At 68.5% G+C, this 20,996-nt stretch carries 18 protein-coding genes; 14 read left to right on the top strand and 4 right to left on the bottom strand.

From position 1 onward, the window contains the following. The first annotated feature begins 77 nt into the window (after positions 1–77). Complete coding sequence (locus C0481_RS00630) at positions 78–632, top strand: DUF924 family protein (RefSeq protein WP_293399442.1); 555 nt, start codon at positions 78–80, stop codon at positions 630–632. Here C0481_RS00630 and C0481_RS00625 read toward each other — a convergent pair. Then, positions 629–916: a hypothetical protein gene (locus C0481_RS00625; RefSeq protein ID WP_293399440.1), complete on the bottom strand. Its 288-nt coding sequence runs from the start codon at positions 914–916 to the stop codon at positions 629–631. The genes C0481_RS00630 and C0481_RS00625 overlap by 4 nt on opposite strands. 174 nt (positions 917–1,090) lie before the next feature. Between C0481_RS00625 and C0481_RS00620 the strand changes: the two genes are divergently transcribed. The 6 genes from C0481_RS00620 (at position 1,091) to C0481_RS00595 (ending at position 5,928) form a co-directional block, all read left to right on the top strand. After that, entirely contained in the window at positions 1,091–1,933 is an 843-nt protein-coding gene (locus C0481_RS00620) for a thymidylate synthase (protein ID WP_293399437.1), read from the top strand. A 103-nt stretch (positions 1,934–2,036) separates the two neighbouring features. Beyond that, positions 2,037–2,261, top strand: coding sequence for a hypothetical protein (locus C0481_RS00615; protein WP_293399434.1), 225 nt, complete (start codon positions 2,037–2,039; stop codon positions 2,259–2,261). A gap of 115 nt (positions 2,262–2,376) precedes the next feature. Next, complete coding sequence (locus tag C0481_RS00610) at positions 2,377–3,060, top strand: response regulator transcription factor (RefSeq protein ID WP_293399431.1); 684 nt, start codon at positions 2,377–2,379, stop codon at positions 3,058–3,060. Next, complete coding sequence (locus C0481_RS00605; RefSeq protein ID WP_293399428.1) at positions 3,057–4,430, top strand: HAMP domain-containing sensor histidine kinase; 1,374 nt, start codon at positions 3,057–3,059, stop codon at positions 4,428–4,430. The genes C0481_RS00610 and C0481_RS00605 overlap by 4 nt, the downstream gene beginning before the upstream one ends. Before the next feature lie 7 nt (positions 4,431–4,437). Further along, positions 4,438–4,956 carry a dihydrofolate reductase gene (locus tag C0481_RS00600; protein WP_293399425.1) on the top strand — a complete coding sequence of 173 codons (519 nt, stop codon included), beginning with the start codon at positions 4,438–4,440 and terminating at the stop codon, positions 4,954–4,956. A 60-nt stretch (positions 4,957–5,016) separates the two neighbouring features. Continuing rightward, positions 5,017–5,928, top strand: coding sequence for an SMP-30/gluconolactonase/LRE family protein (locus C0481_RS00595; RefSeq protein WP_293399422.1), 912 nt, complete (start codon positions 5,017–5,019; stop codon positions 5,926–5,928). 146 nt (positions 5,929–6,074) lie between these two features. Here the strand turns inward: C0481_RS00595 and C0481_RS00590 are convergent, their stop codons facing one another. Then, on the bottom strand, positions 6,075–7,175 hold the full coding sequence (locus C0481_RS00590) for an NADH:flavin oxidoreductase (protein WP_293400025.1): 1,101 nt from the start codon (positions 7,173–7,175) through the stop codon (positions 6,075–6,077). Between the two features lie 168 nt (positions 7,176–7,343). Here C0481_RS00590 and C0481_RS00585 point away from each other — a divergent pair, with 168 nt between their 5' ends. Next, complete coding sequence (locus tag C0481_RS00585) at positions 7,344–8,621, top strand: cytochrome P450 (protein ID WP_293399419.1); 1,278 nt, start codon at positions 7,344–7,346, stop codon at positions 8,619–8,621. Between the two features lie 41 nt (positions 8,622–8,662). Here C0481_RS00585 and C0481_RS00580 read toward each other — a convergent pair whose 3' ends face one another. Together C0481_RS00580 and C0481_RS00575 are read right to left on the bottom strand one after the other, a co-directional pair. Next, positions 8,663–9,850, bottom strand: coding sequence for a porin (locus C0481_RS00580; RefSeq protein WP_293399416.1), 1,188 nt, complete (start codon positions 9,848–9,850; stop codon positions 8,663–8,665). A gap of 144 nt (positions 9,851–9,994) precedes the next feature. Further along, positions 9,995–10,942, bottom strand: coding sequence for a LysR family transcriptional regulator (locus C0481_RS00575; protein ID WP_293399413.1), 948 nt, complete (start codon positions 10,940–10,942; stop codon positions 9,995–9,997). Between the two features lie 149 nt (positions 10,943–11,091). Here C0481_RS00575 and C0481_RS00570 point away from each other — a divergent pair, with 149 nt between their 5' ends. The 6 genes from C0481_RS00570 to C0481_RS00545 all read left to right on the top strand — a co-directional run bounded on the left by C0481_RS00570 (position 11,092) and on the right by C0481_RS00545 (position 20,995). Then, complete coding sequence (locus tag C0481_RS00570; protein WP_293399410.1) at positions 11,092–12,171, top strand: HlyD family secretion protein; 1,080 nt, start codon at positions 11,092–11,094, stop codon at positions 12,169–12,171. Next, a complete protein-coding gene (locus tag C0481_RS00565; protein ID WP_293399408.1) occupies positions 12,168–13,700 on the top strand; it encodes a DHA2 family efflux MFS transporter permease subunit in 1,533 nt (510 codons plus the stop codon). The genes C0481_RS00570 and C0481_RS00565 overlap by 4 nt, the downstream gene beginning before the upstream one ends. Then, positions 13,684–15,165 carry an efflux transporter outer membrane subunit gene (locus C0481_RS00560; protein WP_293399406.1) on the top strand — a complete coding sequence of 494 codons (1,482 nt, stop codon included), beginning with the start codon at positions 13,684–13,686 and terminating at the stop codon, positions 15,163–15,165. The genes C0481_RS00565 and C0481_RS00560 overlap by 17 nt, the downstream gene beginning before the upstream one ends. Positions 15,166–15,309: 144 nt before the next feature. Next, positions 15,310–16,428, top strand: a complete 1,119-nt coding sequence (locus C0481_RS00555) for an efflux RND transporter periplasmic adaptor subunit (RefSeq protein WP_293399404.1) — start codon at positions 15,310–15,312, stop codon at positions 16,426–16,428. Positions 16,429–16,446: 18 nt separating this feature from the next. Beyond that, positions 16,447–19,608, top strand: coding sequence for an efflux RND transporter permease subunit (locus C0481_RS00550; RefSeq protein WP_293399401.1), 3,162 nt, complete (start codon positions 16,447–16,449; stop codon positions 19,606–19,608). Next, on the top strand, positions 19,601–20,995 hold the full coding sequence (locus C0481_RS00545) for an efflux transporter outer membrane subunit (protein ID WP_293399398.1): 1,395 nt from the start codon (positions 19,601–19,603) through the stop codon (positions 20,993–20,995). The genes C0481_RS00550 and C0481_RS00545 overlap by 8 nt, the downstream gene beginning before the upstream one ends. Position 20,996 lies beyond the last annotated feature (1 nt).

Here is a 20,996-nt window from a genome sequence, read left to right as displayed (position 1 = left end):
AAACTGAATGTGCGCGGTCGCCCTTGAGCCGAATCCGTCGCCGTCGGACATAGTCTATCCAGACTGGAGGGCGATAAATGGCGGCGACACCCAAGGACGTGGTCGGTTTCTGGACGGCCGCCGGGCCCGAAAAGTGGTTCGCCAAGAGCACCAAGTTCGACGAGGCGATCGCGCTGCGGTTCGAACCGGTGCACCACGCCGCCGCCCGTGGCGAGTACGATGGCTGGATGGCCTCGGCCGAGGGGTCGCTGGCGCTGCTGATCCTGCTCGATCAGTTCCCGCGCAACCTCTACCGCAATTCCGGCCACGCCTTCGCCACCGACGCCAAGGCGCGCCACGTCGCCCGCAACGCCGTCGCCTCAGGCCACGACCGGGCGACGGAAGCTGGCCTGCGCCAGTTCTTCTACCTGCCGTTCGAGCATTCCGAGGATCTCGCCGACCAAGACGAGGCCGTGCGCCTGTTCACCCGGCTGAAGGACGAGGCGGGTGACGCGGAATCGCTGCGCTGGGCCGACCTGCACCGCCACATCATCGTGCGCTTCGGTCGCTTCCCCCATCGCAACATCTGCCTGGGACGCGTCAGCACCACCGAAGAGCTGGCCTTCCTGGCCGACGGAGGCTTCGCCGGCTAGGGCGCGATCCCGGCGTTGGTCTGGATGTCGGACAGCGCCTTGCGGGCCTCGTCACGGCGGATCTTCATTTGCGACGGCGTCAGGCAGACCTTCTTGGAGAACCGGCTGCCGGTCTCCGCCTCGTACTTGCAGACGACCTTCTCTTCCTTGGGCGCGGCCTTGGCGGGCGCCGGCGGTATGACCGGCGCTGGCGTTGCGGCGGGGGGAACCGGAGCCGGCGTGGCCTCAGCGGCCGGCGCGCTGGATGCCGCGAGCATGGCGGCGATGGCGATCGAAACGAGCATCGACTTGTCCGTCGGAAAGATTGCGCCGCACGTCGACGCAACTGTGAGGGTTGTCCTGGATATCTGCGCTATTTGGGGTTGGCCGTCCAGATGTGGAGAACATGCTCGAGTGATTCGACAGGCGCCACGACTCAGTCGCGAATCGGCCGCAGTCATGAGCTCTGGGTCCCCCGCATGAACGCGCATGTCGCCATCGCCGAAACGTCGGGCGCCGCCGATCACCCCGAGCGGCAATACCTCGATCTGCTCCAGGACATCCTGGACAACGGCGCGCAGCGCGGCGACCGCACCGGCACCGGCACCCTGGGCGTCTTCGGCCGCCAGATGCGCTTCGACCTGGCCAAGGGCTTCCCGCTTCTCACCACCAAGAAGCTGCACCGCAAGTCGATCATTCTCGAGCTGCTGTGGTTCCTGCGCGGCGACACCAATGTGAAGTGGCTGCAGGAGCGCGGCGTCAGCATCTGGGACGAATGGGCCGACGCCGAGGGTGAGCTTGGCCCGGTCTACGGCAGACAGTGGCGCTCTTGGACCGCGCCGGACGGCCGCGTGATCGACCAGATCGCCAACGTGGTCGAGGGGCTGAAAACCATGCCCAACTCGCGCCGCCACATCGTCTCGGCCTGGAACCCGGCCGACGTGGACGACATGGCCCTGCCGCCCTGCCACTGCCTCTTCCAGTTCTTCGTCGCGGACGGAAAGCTGTCATGCCAGCTCTACCAGCGCTCGGCGGACGTCTTCCTGGGCGTACCGTTCAACATCGCCTCCTACGCCCTGCTGACCATGATGGTCGCCAAGGTGACCGGGCTGCAGCCGGGCGAATTCGTACACACCCTGGGCGACGCGCACCTCTACATGAACCACCTCGACCAGGCCCGTGAGCAGCTGGCCCGCGAACCGCTGCCGCTGCCGGTCATGGAAATCGCCGACAAGCGCGACCTCTTCGCCTTCGAGTTCGAGGACTTCAAGCTCCGCGGCTACAAGGCCCACGACAAGATCGCCGCCCCGATCGCGGTCTAGCCAACCTTACAGATTTGCGAGTTCGCCGACCGGCGCCTGAGGGGCCGGGGCGGTTTTCTCTCCTTGTCCGGAACGATCCGGCCGACACTTCAAGGAGAGCCTCATGCGCAATCTCATCGCCCCTGCCGTCCTCGCCCTCAGCCTGGTGGCCGGCTCGGCCGCCTTCGCAGCGACGCCCGCCCCCAGCGCCCCGGCGAAATCCACCATGGCCGCCGCCAAGCCCTCCCCGGCCGCCAAGAAGGCCGAGTGCGAAAAGTCCTGGGCCAGCCAGAAGACGCACACCGGCGACAAGGCCGCCTTCGTCAAGGCGTGCGTCGCCAAGGGGTGATCCCCACCTCCCCTGGCGCGTTGGTCGGGCGGCCGGTCTCCCGCGGCCGCCCGACCGTCTTGGAGCCTTGTGAAAACCGGGCCATCCTCGCCGCCGAGCATGACGGAGCGCCTCCATGAGCCGCCGTATCCTGCTGGTCGAGGATGACGCCGAGACGGCCGACTACATCCTCAAGGGCCTGCGCGAGGAAGGCTTCACGGCCGAGCACGTCGTCGATGGCCGCGACGGCTTCTACGCCGCATCCGGCGAAGGTTTCGACGCCATCATCATGGACCGCATGGTCCCTGGCATGGACGGCCTCAGCGTCATCAAGGCGCTGCGCGCGGCTTCCATCTCCACCCCGATCATCATTCTCTCTGCCCTCAGCCATCTCGATGAACGGGTGAAGGGCCTGCGGGCCGGCGGCGACGACTATCTGACCAAGCCCTTCGGTTACTCCGAGCTGTCGGCGCGGCTGGAAAACCTGATGCGCCGCCGACCGGGCCCCGAGATCGAGACTCGGCTGGCCTGCGGCGACCTCTCCATCGACCTGCTCTCGCGCCGGGTCAGCCGGGACGGCCGCACGCTCGACCTGCTGCCGCGCGAGTTCAAGCTGCTGGAGTACCTGATGCGGCACAAAGACCGCGTCGTCACCCGCACCATGCTGCTCGAACAGGTCTGGGATTACCGCTTCGATCCTCACACCAGCGTCGTCGACACCCACATCAGCCGCCTGCGCAAGAAGATCGACGAGGGCTTCGCCCAGCCGCTGCTCCACACCCTGCGCGGCACGGGCTATCGCCTGTCGCAGGAGCCATGAGGCCGCTCGGCTCGCGCCTGCGACCTGGCGCGGTGTTCTTCGTCCTGCTGGCGGTGGCGCTCTCGGCCCTCGCCGTCGGCCTGCTGATGGTCGACGGCATCGGCGAGGCGATCATCGGCAAGCGGCAACGCGAAGTCGCCGAGGCCGCCCGCGACTACTTCGTCGCCTTCGCGCACGAGGAGGGGGTCGCCCCCCTCGCCCGAGCTCTCGATCTGCGCGAAAAGACCGATCCCGGCGGCGGCTTCCGATACGCGCTCTACGACGCCGAGGGGCGCCTGCTGGGCGGCGCGCGGCTGGAATCCAAGCAGCCGCTGCCTGCCTCTGGGGCCGCGCGACTGAAGATCTTCGAGGATGGCCGCGGCTCGCCCTGGCGGGTCCTGGTTCAGCCGCTCTCCATGGGCGGCTCCCTGGTGGTCTATGAGGATATCGGCGAGCGCATCGCCTTCCGCCGCGCGCTCGTGGCCAGCGCCGGCGTCGCCCTGCTGGCGGCGGTCGGCGCGGTGCTGCTGGCCGCCCTGTGGTTCAACAGCCTGCTGCTCCGGCGCATCGACACCCTGGCCGCCACCGCGGGGCGCATCGCTGACGGCGATCTCTCGGCCCGCACCGAGACCCACCCCAAGGGCGACGCCTTCGACCGCCTGGGCGAGGCCATGAACGGCATGCTCGACCGCATCGAAGAGCTGATGACCGGTATGCGCACCGTCACCGACAGCCTCGCCCACGACCTGCGCTCGCCGCTGACCCGCATGCGCGCCGACCTCTCCCGCGCCATGCAGCCGGACCTGGCCGAGGACGCTCGGCTCGACGCCATCGAACAGGCCCACGACGAAGCTGACCGCGCCCTCTCGACCCTCTCGGCGCTGATGGACATCGCCCGCGCCGAGGCGGGCCTGTCACGCGACATGATGGCCCCGCTGGATCTCGCCGCCCTGGTCGCCGAGGTCGGCGAGCTGTTCGCCCCGGTGATCGAGGACGCCGGCCAGACCTTCGTGGCGCCCGCCCCACGCCCGCCCCTGGTCATGAACGGCCACGAGCTGATCTTGCGGCAGGCGGTCGGCAACCTGCTGCATAATGCGGCCCACCACGCCGGCGAAGGCGCGCTCGTCCGCCTGGCCATCGAGGAAGCTCCAGGCCGCCTGCGCATCGTGGTCGCCGACACCGGTCCCGGCATCGCGCCCGAACATCGCGGCCGCGTCCGCGAGCGCTTCGTGCGCCTGGACGCGGCCCGCTCCAAGCCTGGCGGGGGCCTTGGCCTCGCCATCGCCGCCGCCTGCGCCAAGCTGCACGGCGGGACGCTGGAGCTGGAGGACGCCCATCCAGGCCTGCGCGCCGTGATCGACCTGCCCGTGCAAGGACAGACTCTGATATGAGCGGGGGATGAGCATCCCGATCCTCACCGCCGGGCCCATCGCCCGCGACCGCAACGGCGTCATCGGCAAGGACGGCGCCCTGCCCTGGCGGCTGAAGACCGATCTCGCCAACTTCCGAGCCGTGACCATGGGCAAGCCGGTGATCATGGGCCGCAAGACCTGGGAGAGCCTGCCCAAGAAGCCGCTGCCCGGCCGCACCAACATCGTGCTGACCCGCGACGGTTCGTTCGAGGCCAAGGGCGCGGTGGTCTGCGACAACTTCAGCGAGGCGGTCTCCATCGCCCGCGAACAGGCGGCGGAGGACGGCGTCGACGAGTTTTGCGTCATCGGCGGCGCCTCGCTGTTCGAGCTGGCGCTCAGCCGCGCCCAGCGCATCTACCTGACCGAGGTCGACGCCGAGGTTCCCGGCGACGTCACCCTCTCGCCCATCGACGAGGCCCGCTGGACTGAGGTCAGCAGCGTCTCCTACCCCGCCGGCGAGGGCGACGAACACGCGTTTAATATTCGGGTGTTGGAACGCCGTTGATCGGGTCATAGTCGAGCCTTCAACGCCACCGTTCCGAGTGGCGAGCCAGGAGGAACGACCATGGACATGCAACTTGTCGCCGAGGGCTTCGAATTCCCCGAAGGCCCGATCGCCATGAACGACGGCTCGGTGATCCTCACCGAGATCAAGGGCCAGCGCCTGACCCGCGTCTATCCTGACGGGCGCAAGGAAACGGTGGTCGAAACCGGCGGCGGCCCCAACGGCGCGGCCATCGGCCCGGACGGCGCCATCTACATCACCAACAACGGCGGCTCGTTCACCTGGCCCCAGCAGGACGGCCTGACCATCCCCGGCCCGACCCCCGACACCCACAAGGGCGGCTACATCCAGCGCTTCGACCTCGCCACCGGCGAACTCAAGACGCTCTACGACAGCTGCGAAGGCCGGCCCTTCGTCGGCCCCAACGACCTGGTGTTCGACAAGCAGGGCGGCTTCTGGTTCTCCGACCACGGCTCGGGCACGGTCGACGGCCGCCGGTTCGGCGCGCTCTACTACGCCAAGATCGACGGCAGCCATGTCAGCCGCCAGCGCGACCACCTGATCTCGCCGAACGGCGTCGGCCTCTCGCCGGACGAGAAGACCGTCTACCTCGCCGACACCCAGCTGGGCCGCCTGTGGGCCTTCGACGTCGTTGAGCCCGGCGTGCTCTCGCCGCCGCTCGGCTTCGCGGCGGGCCGCTCGGTCTGCAACCTGCCGGGCGTGCAGTTCCTCGACAGCCTGGCGGTCGAAGCCTCGGGCAAGGTCTGCGTCGCCACCATCCTCAACGGCGGCATCACCGCCTTCGACCCGAACGGCACGGTCGAGCACTATCCGGTGCCTGATCTGATCACGACCAACATCTGCTTCGGCGGACCGGACATGAAGACGGCGTGGATCACCGCCTCGTCGACCGGCAAGCTCTATAAGACCACCTGGCCGCGGTCAGGTCTGAAGCTGAACTTCAACGCATAGGGATCAGATGCTCCCCCTCTGGGGGAGCTGTCAGCCGAATGGCTGACTGAGGGGGACTTGGAGCTCTTCTTTGAGAGCAGTCCCCCTCCGTCTCGGCGCTGCGCGCCGATCCACCTCCCCCAATGAGGGGAGGATCTCGTCCGTCATCAATAGAGCTTCGCCAGCGCGTCGCGCTCGAAGTTCTTCAGGTCGCCGGTGCGGCCTTCGCGGATCTTCACGACCCACTCCGGATCCTGCAGCAGCGCGCGGCCGACGCCGACCAGGTCGAATTCGCCGCGGTCCAGGCGGCGCTCCAGCTCCTCCAGCGACGCAGGCTTGGAGCCCTCGCCCGCGAACGCGGCGATGAATTCGCCCGACAGGCCGACCGAACCCACCGTGATCGTCGGCACGCCGGTGAGCTTCTTGGCCCAGCCGGCGAAGTTGAGATCCGAGCCCTCGAACTCCGGCTCCCAGAACCGACGCTGCGAACAGTGCAGGATATCGGCGCCGGCCTCGACCAGAGCGCCCAGCCAGGCTTCCAGCGCCTTCGGGTCCTGGGCCAGCTTCACGTCGTAGTCCTGCTGCTTCCACTGGCTGATGCGGATGATCACCGGATAGTCCGGCCCGACCGCCTTGCGGACCGCCTTCAGGATGTCCGCGGCGAACCGTGCCCGGCCGGGCAGGTCCTTCGAACCGTAAGCGTCCTCACGCAGGTTGGTGCCGTCCCAGAAGAACTGATCGATCAGATAGCCGTGGGCGCCGTGCAGCTCGATGGAGTCGAAGCCCAGCGCCTTGGCGGCGGCGGCGGCCTCGGCGAAGGCGCGGATCGCGTCGGCGACCTCTTCGTCGGTCATCGGAGCGCCGAATTCCTTGCCCGGCCGCGACAGGCCGGACGGGCTGTCATAGGGGCCCGGCGGGTTCCACTCCGGGTCGCGGGTCCGAACGTTTCCGACGTGCCAGAGCTGCGGCGCCATCACGCCGCCGACGGAGTGAACCTCGTCGATCACGTGCTTCCAGGCGGCCAGTTCTTTCTCGCCGTGGAATCGCGGAACGTTCTTGTCGTTGAGGGAAGCTGGCCGATCGACGCCCGTCCCCTCCGAAACGATCAGGCCGACCTGGGCCGCCGCGCGGCGCTTGTAGTATTGTGCGACCTCGTCGGTCGCCACGCCGTCGGGCGAAAATGAACGAGTCATCGGCGCCATGACGATGCGGTTGGGAAGGCGCAGCCCCTTGAATTCAAAGGGCTTGAAGAGGACGTCGGCCGACATGGTCGCTCCGGTTTCAAACAGGTGTTCGCAGATTTCGGATTTACGCACGACCGGTCGTTTTGTCAGTTCAGATTTTCTGTTGCACGCCAGCAACTTCCCCTGAAGCCATTCCGGCGCCATTGTCAGGTGAACAGCGGTCACCCAAGGCCGGACCTCGGAGGAAATGTGATGAGCGACGGCGCCGTCGACCTTAAGTCTGAAGCTCGCGCCAAGGCCTACGCCTTGCCGCTGGACGAAATCAATGTGGCCGATCCGGAGCTGTTCCGCTCCGACACCATGTGGCCCTATTTCGAGCGCCTCCGGAAGGAGGACCCGGTCCACTACCACAAGGCCGAGCTGCACGAGCACGGCGCCTACTGGTCGGTGACCAAGTACAACGACATCATGGCCGTCGACACCAATCACGAGGTGTTCTCGTCCGAGCCGGCGATCACGATCTTCGACCCGGAAGACGACTTCCAGCTGCCGATGTTCATTGCGATGGATCCGCCCAAGCATGACATCCAGCGCAAGACCGTCAGCCCGATCGTCTCGCCGACCAGCCTTCACGAGCTTGAGCCGCTGATCCGCGAGCGCATCCAGCGCACGCTGGACAGTCTGCCGATCGGCGAGGAATTCGACTGGGTCGACAAGGTCTCGATCGAACTGACCACCCAGATGCTGGCCACTCTGTTCGACTTCCCCTGGGAAGAGCGCCGCAAGCTCACCCGTTGGTCGGACGTCGCCACCGCCGGTCCGGAGTCGGGCCTCTTCAGCTCCAACGATCCCGAGGTCGCTGACCAGGAACGCAAGATGGAGCTGTTCGAGTGCGTGGACTACTTCACGCGCCTCTGGAACGAGCGGGTCAACGAACCGCCGAAGGGCGACCTGATCTCGATGCTCGCTCATGGCGAGGCCACGCGGAACATGGACCGCATGGAATACCTCGGGAACCTGATCCTGCTGATCGTCGGCGGCAACGACACCACCCGCAACACCATGACCGGCTCGGTCCTGGCCCTGCACCAGAACCCCGACCAGAAGAAGAAGCTCTACGACAACCCGGCGCTGATCCCGTCGATGGTGTCGGAAACCATCCGCTGGCAGACGCCTCTGGCCCACATGCGCCGCACCCTGACCCAGGACTTCGAGTTCCAGGGCAAGCAGATGAAGAAGGGCGAGAAGGTCATCATGTGGTACGTCTCGGGCAACCGCGACGACGAAGTCATCGAGCGTCCGAACGACTACATCATCGACCGCGAACGCCCCCGCAACCACATGTCGTTCGGCTTCGGCATCCACCGCTGCGTGGGCAACCGCCTGGCCGAACTGCAGCTCAAGATCCTCTGGGAAGAGATCCTCCAGCGCTTCCCCGCGATCGAGGTCGTCGAGGAGCCCAAGCGCGTCCTGTCGTCCTTCGTGAAGGGCTACGAGACCCTGAAGGTGGTCATCCCCTCGCGCTACTGATCGTCGCTCAGGGGGCCGGTCCCGGCCCCCTGAACTTTTTCTTAGAACGAAATCTGCAGCCGCCCGGCCAGGCTGTCGCCGTCGTCGACGCCGGCATACTTGCCCGCCCGGTGCGTGACCTCCCAGTGACTGAGATTGACCATCAGCCGCAGCCAGTCCTCCAGCCGCCAGTTGACGCCGAGTTCAGCCTCCTGGCCCTTGCCGCCCAGTGGCGCGTCAGTGTTGTCCAGGGTCTGGTAGCGCACCGCCACCTCCCAGGCCCCCGGCCCGCCCTCCGACACCGGCGAGCGCGGCCCGATCTTGACGAAGGTTCCGCCCCGGCTCGAGTAGGCCGAGTTCTCGCCGGTGATCATCCAGCCGGCGGTCCAGGCCGTCGCGTCGGCCGTGACATGGTCGGTGCGGGTGTCGATCACCCGACGGCCCGCCTCGAAGAACCCCCAGACCGGCCCGCGCGCGCCGCCCAGTTCGACCCCGTAGCCGGCCCCGTAGACCGGATCGGTCAGAGCGCCGAGCGGCACCTGGACCTCCTTGTTGAGATGCCCGGCCCAGGCGGTGTTGCGCGAGTGGCTGTCGAGCTCGGGAGGGAAGTCCTCGTAAAAACCCCACGCTCCCAGGTGCATGACGCCCGCCGCCGACTTCACCGGGTTCCAGTGCGCGCGGGCCAGATAGGTGGTCACGTCCTTGGCCACGCCCAGATTGCCGGGATCGTCCCCCGCCACCTGGGTCGTGACGTGCCAGTCGGGTCCGTAGACTTTGGCGATGCCGCCCCACCCGTAGTAGCCCTTCAGCGGGATCACCGCCTGGGCCACGGCGTTACGCTCCAGGAACGGCGTGCCGTCCGAGCTGCTCGACCCGTCCAGTCCGCGCTCGCTCAGACGATTGCCAAGCACCAGCTCGACGTCCTTGCCGGCCCAGCGATCGCGCCAGGCCAGATACGTCCCGCGCAGGATCGCCTTGCCGCCGGCGAAGTCGCCCTCAGCCGTGTAGAACAGATGATCGCCGACCATGCCCTCGACGCCGAAGCGGAGGGCGCGGATCTCGTCGCCGACGAGGTTACGCTCGCTGAAGGCCGAACCGCCCGTGGTCGAGGCGTCGGCCAGCAGCCGGCCTTTCGGCCGCAGGCTGAAGCCGCCGTCGGCGGTGACGAACTGGCGGCCGTCCCAATGGAAATCCACGTCCGAGGCCGCGGCGGGCGCGGCGCAGGCCGCAAGCCCAGCGGCGCAGGCCACGGCTGCTGAAAACTTGAAAATGACGACACTCCCCAGCGGCCTGCTCGACTCTGAGCCCCGCCGCAGCCGGCGTACCTGCTCGTCCATAAGACGCAGCAGATCAAGGTCTCAGCACCGGACCGCGCGATCTAATCGTCGCGGCGCCTAGATCTTCCGCCCGACCTCGCTGATCAGGGCCAGCAGCCAGGCGACCGCCCCGCGCTCGCCGCGCCGCACGACCGCCCCCAGGGTGAACGGCGGCGAAGCGCCGTCGGACTCGATCACCACCACCCGGCCCGCCTGCTCGGCCAGCATCGCGAGCCGCCGCGGCATCAGCGCCGCGACGTCCGTCTCCCCCACCATGACCAGGGCGGAATAGGCGTCGGGCACGCTGATCGGGCTGTCGACCTCGCGCAGCGCCACCCCGCCCAGCGCATAGGAGTCATGCCAGTTGGACAACCGCTGCAGGCCAAGTCCGCGGCCGCGCGCCGGCTCGCGCGGCTCGGCCCCGGAAATCAACAGTCGCGGCAGCTTGGCCAGCACCTCGTCGGAGATCCCGGACGACAGCGCGGGATGCCCGGCGCGGATCACCCACACCCCGGTCTCGTCGAACAGCGGGACATGCTCAAACCGGTCGTCGACATGGTCGAAGGCGCCGATCACCACGTCCAGCCGCCCGCGGTCGAGATCGTCGACCACGTTCGAGGTCGGCGACACCAGGTGCAGCTTGGCGCCGGGCGCCTCGGCCAGCAGCCGCCGAACCACCGCCGGCATGACCACCGAGCTGGCGTAGGGGCTGGCCGCGACATGGAACAGCCGCTCGGTCGTCGCCGGGTCGAACCGGGTCGGCGACACCGCATCTTCGAGCATTTTCAAGGCTGCGCTGATCGCCGGCGCCATTTCCAGCGCGCGCGGCGTGGCCTGCAGGCCCGCCGCGCCGCGCTCGAACAGCTCGTCGCCCAGCGAGGCGCGCAGTCGTCCCAGTGCATGGCTGACCGCTGACTGGGTCAGGCCCAACCGCTCGCCCGCGCGAGTGGCGCTCTGCTCCTCGAGCAGCGCCTGGAACACCCGCAGCAGGTTCAGGTCGAGCGTATTGAAATGCGCATCATTCATATCTGTAGTGCCAAACTATCATTTGGCTCATGGCATGTGGAGGCATATCTGCCGCGCTCCAGGTTGGGCCTCCCCGCCCTCCCCTCATCACAAGTCAGAACCCTGCGCGGACGGCGACCACCGGCCGCGCACAGACGTTGGAGCAGCGCGTGAGCGACGCGGAAGGCTATCAGGCGATCGCCGAGGCTGAACAGGAAGCGGCGAGCCATCGGCCGCCGGAACGCACCCTTGGCCAAAAACTGCGACTGCCGCTGATGATCGGCGGCCCGGTCGTGGTGCTGGCCGCGGTCGGCTATTTCGTGCTGACGGGCGGACGGTTCGAGACCACCGACAACGCCTATGTCCAGACCGCCCGCACGGCGATCAGCCCCAGCATCGACGGGCGCGTAATCGAGGTCGACGTCAAGGAGAACCAGAAAGTCCGCAAGGGCGAGGTGCTCTTCAAGCTCGACCCGGCCGACTATCAAGTCGCCGTCGCCCAAGCCGAGGCCGCCCTCGCCGCCGCCCGCTTCGATGTCGAGAGCACGCAAGGGACCTACGCCCAGCGCGGCGCCGACCTCGCCGCCGCCCAGGAGCGGGTCAGCTACACCGAGCGCGAGGCCGTCCGCCAAAAGGGTCTGGCCGCCGCTGGCGTGTCGACCCAGGCCCAGGCCGACCAGGCCGCGCACGAGGCCGAGCAGGCCCGCCGCCAGGTCGCGGTCGTGCGCCAGCAGATGGCCTCGGCTCTGGCCGACATCGGCGGCCGCGCCGGCGCCTCGCCGGACGAACACCCCAAGGTGTTGCAGGCCAAGGCCGAGCTGGAACGCGCGCGCCTGAACCTCTCCTACACCACCGTCGTGGCCCCGGCCGACGGCGTGGTCGCCAAGGTCGAACAGCTCCAGGCCGGGAACCGCGTCGCCACCGCCCAGACCCTGTTCTGGCTGATCTCCGGCACGCCGTGGATCGAGGCCAACTTCAAGGAAGACCAGCTCGCCCACATGCGGGTCGGCCAGCCGGCGAGCGTCAAGGTCGACGCCTATGATCACGAGCTGAAGGCCCACGTGGTCAGCTTCAGCCCCGGCACCGGCTCCAGCTTCGCGCTGCTCCCGGCCGAAAACGCCACCGGCAACTGGGTCAAGGTCGTCCAGCGCCTGCCCGTGCGCCTGGCGCTCGACGAAGCCGCCCCCAATCTCAGCGGCGGCCTCAGCGCCACCGCCAAGGTCGACGTCCGCTCGGCGCTCGGGAAATGACCAACGCCGCCGCCAACAAGGGCGATGGCGCCAACGTGGCGGCGATCACCATCTCCGTCATGCTGGCGACGGTGATGAACTCGCTGGACACGACGATCGCCAACGTCGCCCTGCCGCACATCCAGGGCAGCGTCTCGGCCTCGGCCGACCAGATCACCTGGGTCCTGACCTCCTACATCGTCGCGGCCACGATCATGACGCCGCTGACCGGATTTCTGTCCGATCGGCTCGGCCGCAAGACCGTGTTCCTGGTCTCGATCGCCGGCTTCACAGTCGCCTCGATGCTCTGCGGCATCGCCGGCAACTTGGTGGAGATCGTGCTCTTCCGCCTGCTTCAGGGCCTGTTCGGCGCCGCGCTGATCCCGCTGTCGCAAGCAGTGCTGCTCGACATCAATCCGCCTGAGAAGCACGGCCAGGCCATGGCCGTCTGGGGCGCCGGCGCGGTGCTCGGCCCGATCCTGGGCCCAGCGCTCGGCGGCTGGCTGACCGACAATCTCGACTGGCGCTGGGTGTTTTTCATCAACCTGCCCATCGGCATCCTCGCCTTCTCCGGGGTCTTCCTGTTCCTCTCCGAGAAGAAGAGCGCCGAGAAGCGGCCCTTCGACGCCATCGGCTTCGCCACCCTGGCCCTGGCGATCGGCGCCTTCCAGATGATGCTCGACCGCGGCCCCGGCCAGGACTGGTTCGGCTCGGCCGAGATCTGGACCTATCTGGTCGTGGCGGTGATCGCGGTCTGGATGTTCGCCGTCCAGATGGCCACTGCGCCTAAGCCCTTTGTGGCCCGGGCGCTGCTCGCCGACGCCAACTTCATCACCTGCTGCGTGTTCGGCTTCTTCATCGGCATCCTGCTCTACTCGACGCTCGCCCTGCTGCCGCCGATGATGCAGACCCTGCTCGGCTACCCGGTCGCGTTCACCGGCCTGGTCAGCATGCCGCGCGGGATCGGTTCGTTCATCGCCATGTTTGCGGTTGGCCAGTTGATCGGCCGGGTGAACATCAAGGTCATCCTGATGGTCGGGCTGTCGATCAGCGCGATCTCGCTCTGGCAGATGACCCACTTCAGCCTGGGCATGGACACCCATCTGATCATCGTGTCGGGCTTCCTCTCAGGGGTCGGCACGGGCCTGATCTTCGTGCCGCTGTCGACCATCGCCTTCGCCACCGTGCGCCCGGAGCACCGGGCCGAGGGCGCCGGCCTCTTCACCCTGATCCGCAACATCGGCTCGGCCGCCGGCATCTCGATCATGCAGGCTCGCTTCGTCAGCGGCATTGAGGTCCACCACTCGACCCTGGTCGAGCACGCGCGTCCGGACAACCCGCTCTACCAGGCCTATGCGCCGCTCGTCTTCCATACCCAAAGCGCCATCGCCGGCCTCAACGGCATGATCACCCGCCAGGCGGCGATGCTGTCCTACATCGATGACTTCCGGCTGATGCTGGGCATCACCATCCTCTGCGCGCCGCTGATCCTGCTGATGCGCTCCCCCAAGACCAGGACTGAGACGGACCACCATGTCGCTGTCGATTAACGCTCGTCGGCGCGCGCTGCTCGGCGCGAGCCTCTCCATTCTGCTGGCCGCCTGCGCGACGGTCGGCCCCGACTTCAAGTCGCCCGACGCGCCGAGCGCGAACGGCTACGCCATGGCCGGCGACTCCGCGCCGCAGGCCGCCCGGCTCGATCCGGCCACCGCGGCCAGCGGCCCCTGGTGGATCGCGCTCGGCTCGCCCGAACTCGATGCCGTGGTCCGCCAAGCGATCGCCGGCAGCCCGACCCTGGCCGAGGCCGACGCCACCCTGCGCCAAGCCCGCTCCGCCCTGGCTCAGGCCCGCGGCGAGGCTGGCCCCCAGGCCGACCTCAACGCCGGCCTCCACCGCGAGCGCGCCAACCTCCAGGCCTTCGGCTTCACCGGCTTCGGCGACGTGCAGCTGGAGAACCCGACCTTCACGCTCTACTCGGTCGGCGGCGGCGTCGGCTACGATCTCGACCTGTTCGGCGGCGAGCGGCGGCGCGTCGAGGGCGCAGGCGCCCGCGCCGAGGCTCAGGCCCGCCGCGCCGAAGCGGCCTACCTCACCCTCACCGCCAATGTCGCGCTGCAGGCGGTGACCATCGCCACGCTCCAGGCCCAGATCGAGGCCACCGAGCAGATGCTCGCCGCCGACGAGGCCAATGTCGAACTGGTCCGCAGGGCCAACGAACTTGGCGGATCGACCAGCACTGCGCGCGTCGCCGCCCAGAGCCAGCTCGAACAGGACCGCACCCTGCTGCCGCCGCTACGCGCCCAGCTCGCCGCCGCCCGCCACGCCCTGGCCGTGTTGGTCGGACAGGCGCCGGCCGACTGGACGGCGCCGGACTTCCAGCTGACGCACCTGACGCTCGCCGCGCCGATCCCCGTCACCTTGCCCTCCGAGCTGGTGCGCCGCCGTCCCGACATCCTGGCCGCCGAAGCCGACCTGCATGCGGCCACCGCCGACATCGGCGTGGCGACGGCCGACCTCTATCCGAAACTGCAGCTGACCTCGTCGATCGCCCAAGGCTCGCTGAAGGGCGCCAACCTGTTTGGTTACGGCGCCACCGGCTGGGACATCGGCGCCGGCCTGACCGCCCCGCTCTTCAACGGCGGCGCCTTGAAGGCTCGCCGTCAGCAGGCCCGCGAGGCGGCCGGCGCCGCCTCGGCCCGCTATCAGCAGACGGTGCTGACCGCCTTCGCCCAGGTGGCCGACGCCCTCTCGGCCCTATCCGCGGACGAGGAATCGCGCGCCGCGCACCAGCGCAGCCTGTCTCAGGCGGACGAAAACCTGCGCCTGGCCAAGGTCGCCTACGAACGCGGCGGCGGGGCCTTTCTCGACGTGCTCGACGCCCAGCGGCGGGTCAATGAGGGGCGCTCGTCCCTGGCCCGCGCGGAAGGACAGCGCCTCGCCGACGCCGTCCGCCTGTTCGCCGCGACCGGCGCCGACTGGCGCACGGGCGCCTCGCCGGCGTCTTCTGGCGGCTAGGCCAGACGCCGCGAACGCCGATCTTCGAAACCCGATCGCCCGCTCCCGCGTTCACAGCAAGCTGAACCGGACGATTGGGGGCGCGCGGCCATGGTCGGTAGTCATCCACGCTGCAGCGCTTGGGCTATAGTCATAAGCGTCAGTATGGGCCTGGCGTTGCTGGCCGGCTGCAGCCGCGGCGGCCAGACAGCCGCGACGCCGCCCCCGCCAGAGGTCGACGCCGTCACCCTCACCCCGCGCACGGTCGACGAGAGCGTCGGGCTTCCCGGTCGGGTCGAGGCCGTCCGCACCGCTGAGGTCCGCGCCCGTGTCGACGGCATTGTCGAACGGCGACTGTACGACGAAGGCACTGATGTGCCCGCAGGCGCCCCGCTGTTCGCCATCGACCCGCGTGAGATGCGCGCCAACGAGGCCAGCGCCCGCGCCGCCCTCCAGCGAGCGCAAGCCACGCTGAACAACGCCCGCAAGGACCTTGCCCGCTACACCCCGCTCGTTCAGCGCAAGGCCATCAGCGCTCAGGAGTTCGACGCCGCCCAGGCCGCGGTTCGCCAGGGCGAGGCCGACGTCGCCTCCGCCGAGGCGGTGGTCGAAAAGGCCAAGCTCGACCTCAGCTACACCACCGTCACCGCTCCGATCGGGGGCCGCGTCGGCCGCGCCGAGGTGACAGAAGGCGCGCTGGTCTCGGCCTCCCAGGCGACATTGCTGACCCGGGTCGAGCAGCTCAGCCCGATCTATGTCCGTTTTTCGCTGCCCAACGTCGAGATCCTCGAGCTGCGCCGCCGCGCCGCCAACGCCAAACTCACCCTGCCGCAGCTAAGCCGGGTCGAGGTCCGGCTGGTGCTTGAGGACGGCAGCACCTATGGCCCGGTGGGGCACCTCAACTTCCTTGACCAGGCGGTCGATCCATCGACCGGCGGCCTGCTGCTCCGGGCGGAATTTCCCAATCCCGACCGCTTGCTGCTGCCCGGACAGTTCGTCCGCGCCCGCTTGGCCGGCGCCCCCAACCCCAACACCCTGACCGTGCCGCAGCAGGCCGTGCAGATGTCGGGCGAGAAGGCGAGCGTCATGGTCGTCGGCCCCGACGGGACCATCGAGGCCCGTCCGGTGGAGCTGGGGGCGATGATCCGCGACCAGTTCGTCGTCGGCTCCGGCCTCAAGGCGGGCGAGCGGGTGGTCGTCGACGGCCTGCAAAAGATCAAGCCCGGCCAGAAGGTGACGATCGCCAAGCCGAAGGCCGCAACGGCCCCGGCCGGCAAGCCTTAGAACCAGGGAGGGCGGGCCATGAACAGCAGCTTCTTCGCCCATCGCCCGGTCTTCGCCTGGGTCATCGCCCTGGGGATTCTGCTGGCCGGGCTGATCGCCCTGCGCTCGCTGCCGATCGAACAGTATCCAACCGTCGCACCGCCCTCGCTCACCCTATCGGTCACCTATCCCGGCGCCGACGCCGCCACCCTCGACCAGAACGTCACCTCGGTGATCGAGAAGGAGATGAACGGCGTCCCCGGCTTCCTCTACATGGAGGCCACCAGTCGCTCGAACGGCACCGCCTCGCTGACCGTGACCTTCGAGTCGGGGACCGACATCAACGTCGCCCAAATGGAGGTCCAGAACCGGCTCAGCCGGGTCGAGCCGCGCTTGCCCGAAGAGGTCCGCCGCCAAGGCGTGCAGGTCAACGCCGCCAACACCGGCTTCCTCATGCTGGTCGCGCTGACCTCCAAGAGCGGCCGCACCGATAGCCTCGGCCTGGGCAACTTCGCCTCCAACAGCGTCGTCGACGAACTGCGGCGGGTGGCCGGCGTCGGCGACGTGCGATTGTTCGGCACCCAGTACGCCATGCGCATCTGGCTCGATCCGCAGAAGCTGGCGGGCTACGGACTTTCGGCCTCCGAAGTGCTCGCCGCCGTGCAGGAGCAGAACAGCCAGACCGCCGGGGGCAGCCTCGGCGATCAGCCCACCTCAGGCAAGACCCAGCTCAACGCCACCGTCATCACCCAGAACCGGTTCACCAACCCCGAGCAGTTCCGCCAGATCATCCTGCGCGCCAATCCTGACGGCTCGGCCATCCATCTCGGCGACGTCGCCCGGGTCGAACTGGGCGCGGACAACTATCTGACCGGGTCAACCCTGAACGGGGCGACCATGGCCGGCATCGGGATCCAACTGGCGACCGGGGCCAACGCCCTGGCCACCGCCGAGGGCGTCCGCGCGCGGCTCGACGAGCTGTCCCGCACCTTCCCCGCGGACATCGCCTGGTCGACGCCCTACGACACCACGCCGTTCATCCGCGCATCGGTCGACGAAGTGGTGAAGACGCTGATCGAGGCGATGGTCCTCGTCTTCATCGTGATGTTCCTGTTCCTGCAGAACTGGCGGGCGACTCTGATCCCGACCATCGTTGTGCCTGTGGCCCTGGCCGGGGCGTGTTTCGGCCTGCTGATCTTCAACTACTCGATCAACATCCTCTCGCTGTTCGGCATGGTGGTGGCCATCGGCATCCTGGTCGACGACGCCATCGTCGTGGTCGAAAACGTCGAGCGCATCATGGCCGAAGAGGGCCTTTCCCCGCGCGAGGCGACGGTGAAGGCGATGGGCCAGATAACCTCGGCGATCATCGGCATCACCCTGGTGCTGATGACCGTTTTCCTGCCGATGGCGTTCTTTCCGGGCACGTCCGGCGGCATCTATCGGCAGTTCTCGATCACCCTGGCGGTGTCGATCGGCTTCTCAGCCCTGCTGGCCCTCACCCTGACGCCGGCGCTCTGCGCGACCCTGATCAAGCCGCACCGGGCGCACGCCGCACCGAAGCTCCCCTACTTCGCGTTCATCGACCGGTTTCTGGGCGGCTTCAATCGCGGCTTCAACAACGTCACCCACCGCTACGAGGCGGGGGTCGGCCGGATCCTCAGCGCGCCGCTGCGCTGGCTGGTCGTGTTCCTGGTCGCGGTGCTGGTCACCGGTCTGCTCTACATGCGCCTGCCCGGCGGCTTCCTGCCGTCCGAGGACCAGGGGGTGATGCTGGTCACCATCGACGCCCCGCCCGGCGCCACGGCCCAGCGCACCCAAACCGCCATCGACCAGGCCAGCGCCTTCTTCAAGGCCCAGCCTGAAGTGCGGAACATCGTGATGATCCACGGCTTCAACTTCTTCGGTCAGGGTCAAAACGCCGCCATGGGGTTCATCGCCCTGCACCCCTGGGAGGAACGCCCCGGCGCCGCGCACGGCGTCGACGCCCTCAGCGCCCGCGCCATGGCCGCCCTATCTGGGGTGAAAAGCGCGAACATCTTCGCCCTGAACCCGCCGCCGATCCCCGCACTCGGCACCTCCAGCGGTTTCAGCATGAAGATCCAGAACCGTGGCGGAGCCGACGCCGCAGACCTCACCGCCGCGCGCGACCAGATGCTGGCTGAAGCCTCGCGAAGTCCGTTACTGGTCGGCGTGCGCCCCGAGGGCCAGCCCGACGCGCCGCAGCTCTATCTCGACATCGACCGGGTCCGGGCCCGGGCGCTCGGCGTCGCCATCGGCGACATCAACAACACCCTCTCGATCGCGCTGGCCTCATCTTACGCCAACGACTTCACCTATAACGGGGCCATAGCCCGGGTGCTGATCCAGTCGTCGGCTGAGCAGCGCATGACCCCGGAGAACCTGCTGAATCTCCAGGTCCACAACTCCAGCGGCCAGATGGTGCCGTTCTCCGCCTTCAGCCGCACCAAGTGGACCGCGGGACCGCCTCAGCTCCAGCGCTACAACGGCTATCCCTCGCTCACCATCTCCGGCGCCGCCGCCCCCGGCCAGTCCAGCGGCGCGGCCCTGGACGAGATGGAGAAGATCGCCGACCGCGTCCTGCCCGCCGGCTTCGGCTACGAGTGGACCGGCATCGCCTTCGAGGAAAAGCAGGCCGGTTCCCAGGTCGCTTCGCTGCTGGCGCTGTCGATGCTGATCGTCTTCCTGGTGCTCGCCGCCCTTTACGAGAGCTGGCCGATCCCGCTCTCGGTGCTGCTGGGGGTGCCGATCGGGGTGATGGGCGCGGTGCTGTTCACCCTGCTGCGCGGCCTGTCGGCCGACATCTACTTCAATGTCGGGCTGATCACGATCATCGGGCTGTCGGCCAAGAACGCCATCCTGATCGTCGAATTCGCCATTGAGCAGGAAGAGGCCGGCAAGAGCACGCGCGAGGCGATCCTGGAGGCGGCGCGGCTGCGCCTGCGCCCGATCGTCATGACCTCGCTGGCATTCATCCTCGGCATGGTCCCGCTGTTCACGGCCAGCGGCGCCGGCGCGGCCAGCCGTCAAGCGGTCGGCACCGGGGTCATCGGCGGCATGATTGCGGTGACCCTGCTCGGGGTCTTCCTCACCCCCCTGTTCTACCTCTCGGCCCGCCGCTGGCTGACCCGCGGGCGCATACACGCCGGTCAGGCCCCGCAGGAGCCGCCCCATGCGTAGCTGGCCGCTGCTGTTCGCCCTCGCCGCGAGCGCCTGTTCGCTGGCCCCGCGCTATGAGCAGCCGGTCCTACCGGTCGCCCAGACCTTCCCGACCTACGGCGTCACCCCGGACAATACCGTGAAAGCGGCCCAGCTCGGCTGGCGCGACTTCTTCAATGACTCGCGCCTGGAGATCGTCATCGCCACCGCGCTGGCCAACAACCGCGACCTCGCCGTCTCGGTCGCCCAGGTCGAGCAGGCCCGCGCGCAGTATCGCATCGCCCGCTCCGCCCAGTTGCCGAACGTCGACCTTGAGGCTTCGGGGGGCCGCACCCGCCAGCCCGGCGACATCACCGCGACCGGCCAGCCGATCACCGCCGAATCCTACGACCTCGACCTGGGCATAACGGCCTTCGAGCTCGACTTCTGGGGCCGGGTCCGCAACCTCTCGGACGCCGCCCGCTACCGCTATCTGGCCAGCGTCGAGGGCCAGCGCGCCTTCCGCCTGTCGCTGATCCGCCAGGTCGCCATCGCCTACATGACCCTGCGCGAGAACGGCGAGCGCATCGCCCTGGCCGAACGCACGCTCGCCTCGCGCCGCGAAGGGCTCGAGATCGCCCGCCTGCGCCTCGAGGCCGGGGTCACCTCCTCGGCCGACTACGATCAGTCGGTGTCCCTGCTGACCGACGCCCAGACCCAGCTGGCCGAACTGCGCCGGACAGAAGCCGTCGCCATCAACCTGCTCACCGTCCTGGTCGGCGGGCCGATCGACACCTCGACGCTCCCGCGGGCCCTGCCGCTGGCCCAGCAGCAGATGTTCGACCGGCTTGACGTCGGCCTGCCGTCCGAGCTGCTGATCAACCGCCCCGACATCATGCAGGCCGAGGCCGAACTGCGCGCCGCCAACGCCGATATCGGCGCGGCGCGGGCCGCGTATTTCCCGCGCATCTCGCTGACCGGCGCCACCGGGTACGCCTCCCGCGAGCTCGACGGCCTCGTCGGCGCCGACCGCCAGGCCTGGAATTACGGCGTCGGGATCGTCCTGCCGCTGCTCGACTGGGGCGCCCGCCGCGGGCAGCTCGACACCGCTCGGGCTCAGCGCGACATCGCCGTCGCCACCTACCAACGAACCGTGCAAGGCGCCTTCCAGGATGTCGCCGACGCACTGGCCGGCCGGCGCTACATCGCCGACCAGATCACCGCCCAGGAGCTCGCCGTCGCCGCCCAGGAGCGGCTCGCCGAAACCGCACACCTGCGCTACGCGAACGGGATCGCCATCTATCTCGAAGTGCTCGACGCCGAACGGAACCTGTTCTCGGCCCAGCAATCGCTGCTCCAACTGCGCGGAGCCAACCTGCGCAACCAGGTATCGCTCTACATCGCCCTTGGCGGCGGCCAGACCGACTGAC

Origin of the sequence: Phenylobacterium sp. (genome assembly GCF_013822795.1) — a bacterium.
Lineage (GTDB): Bacteria > Pseudomonadota > Alphaproteobacteria > Caulobacterales > Caulobacteraceae > Phenylobacterium.
Note: the sequence above shows the minus strand (reverse complement) of the source record. Positions and strands in the feature narration are given on the sequence as shown.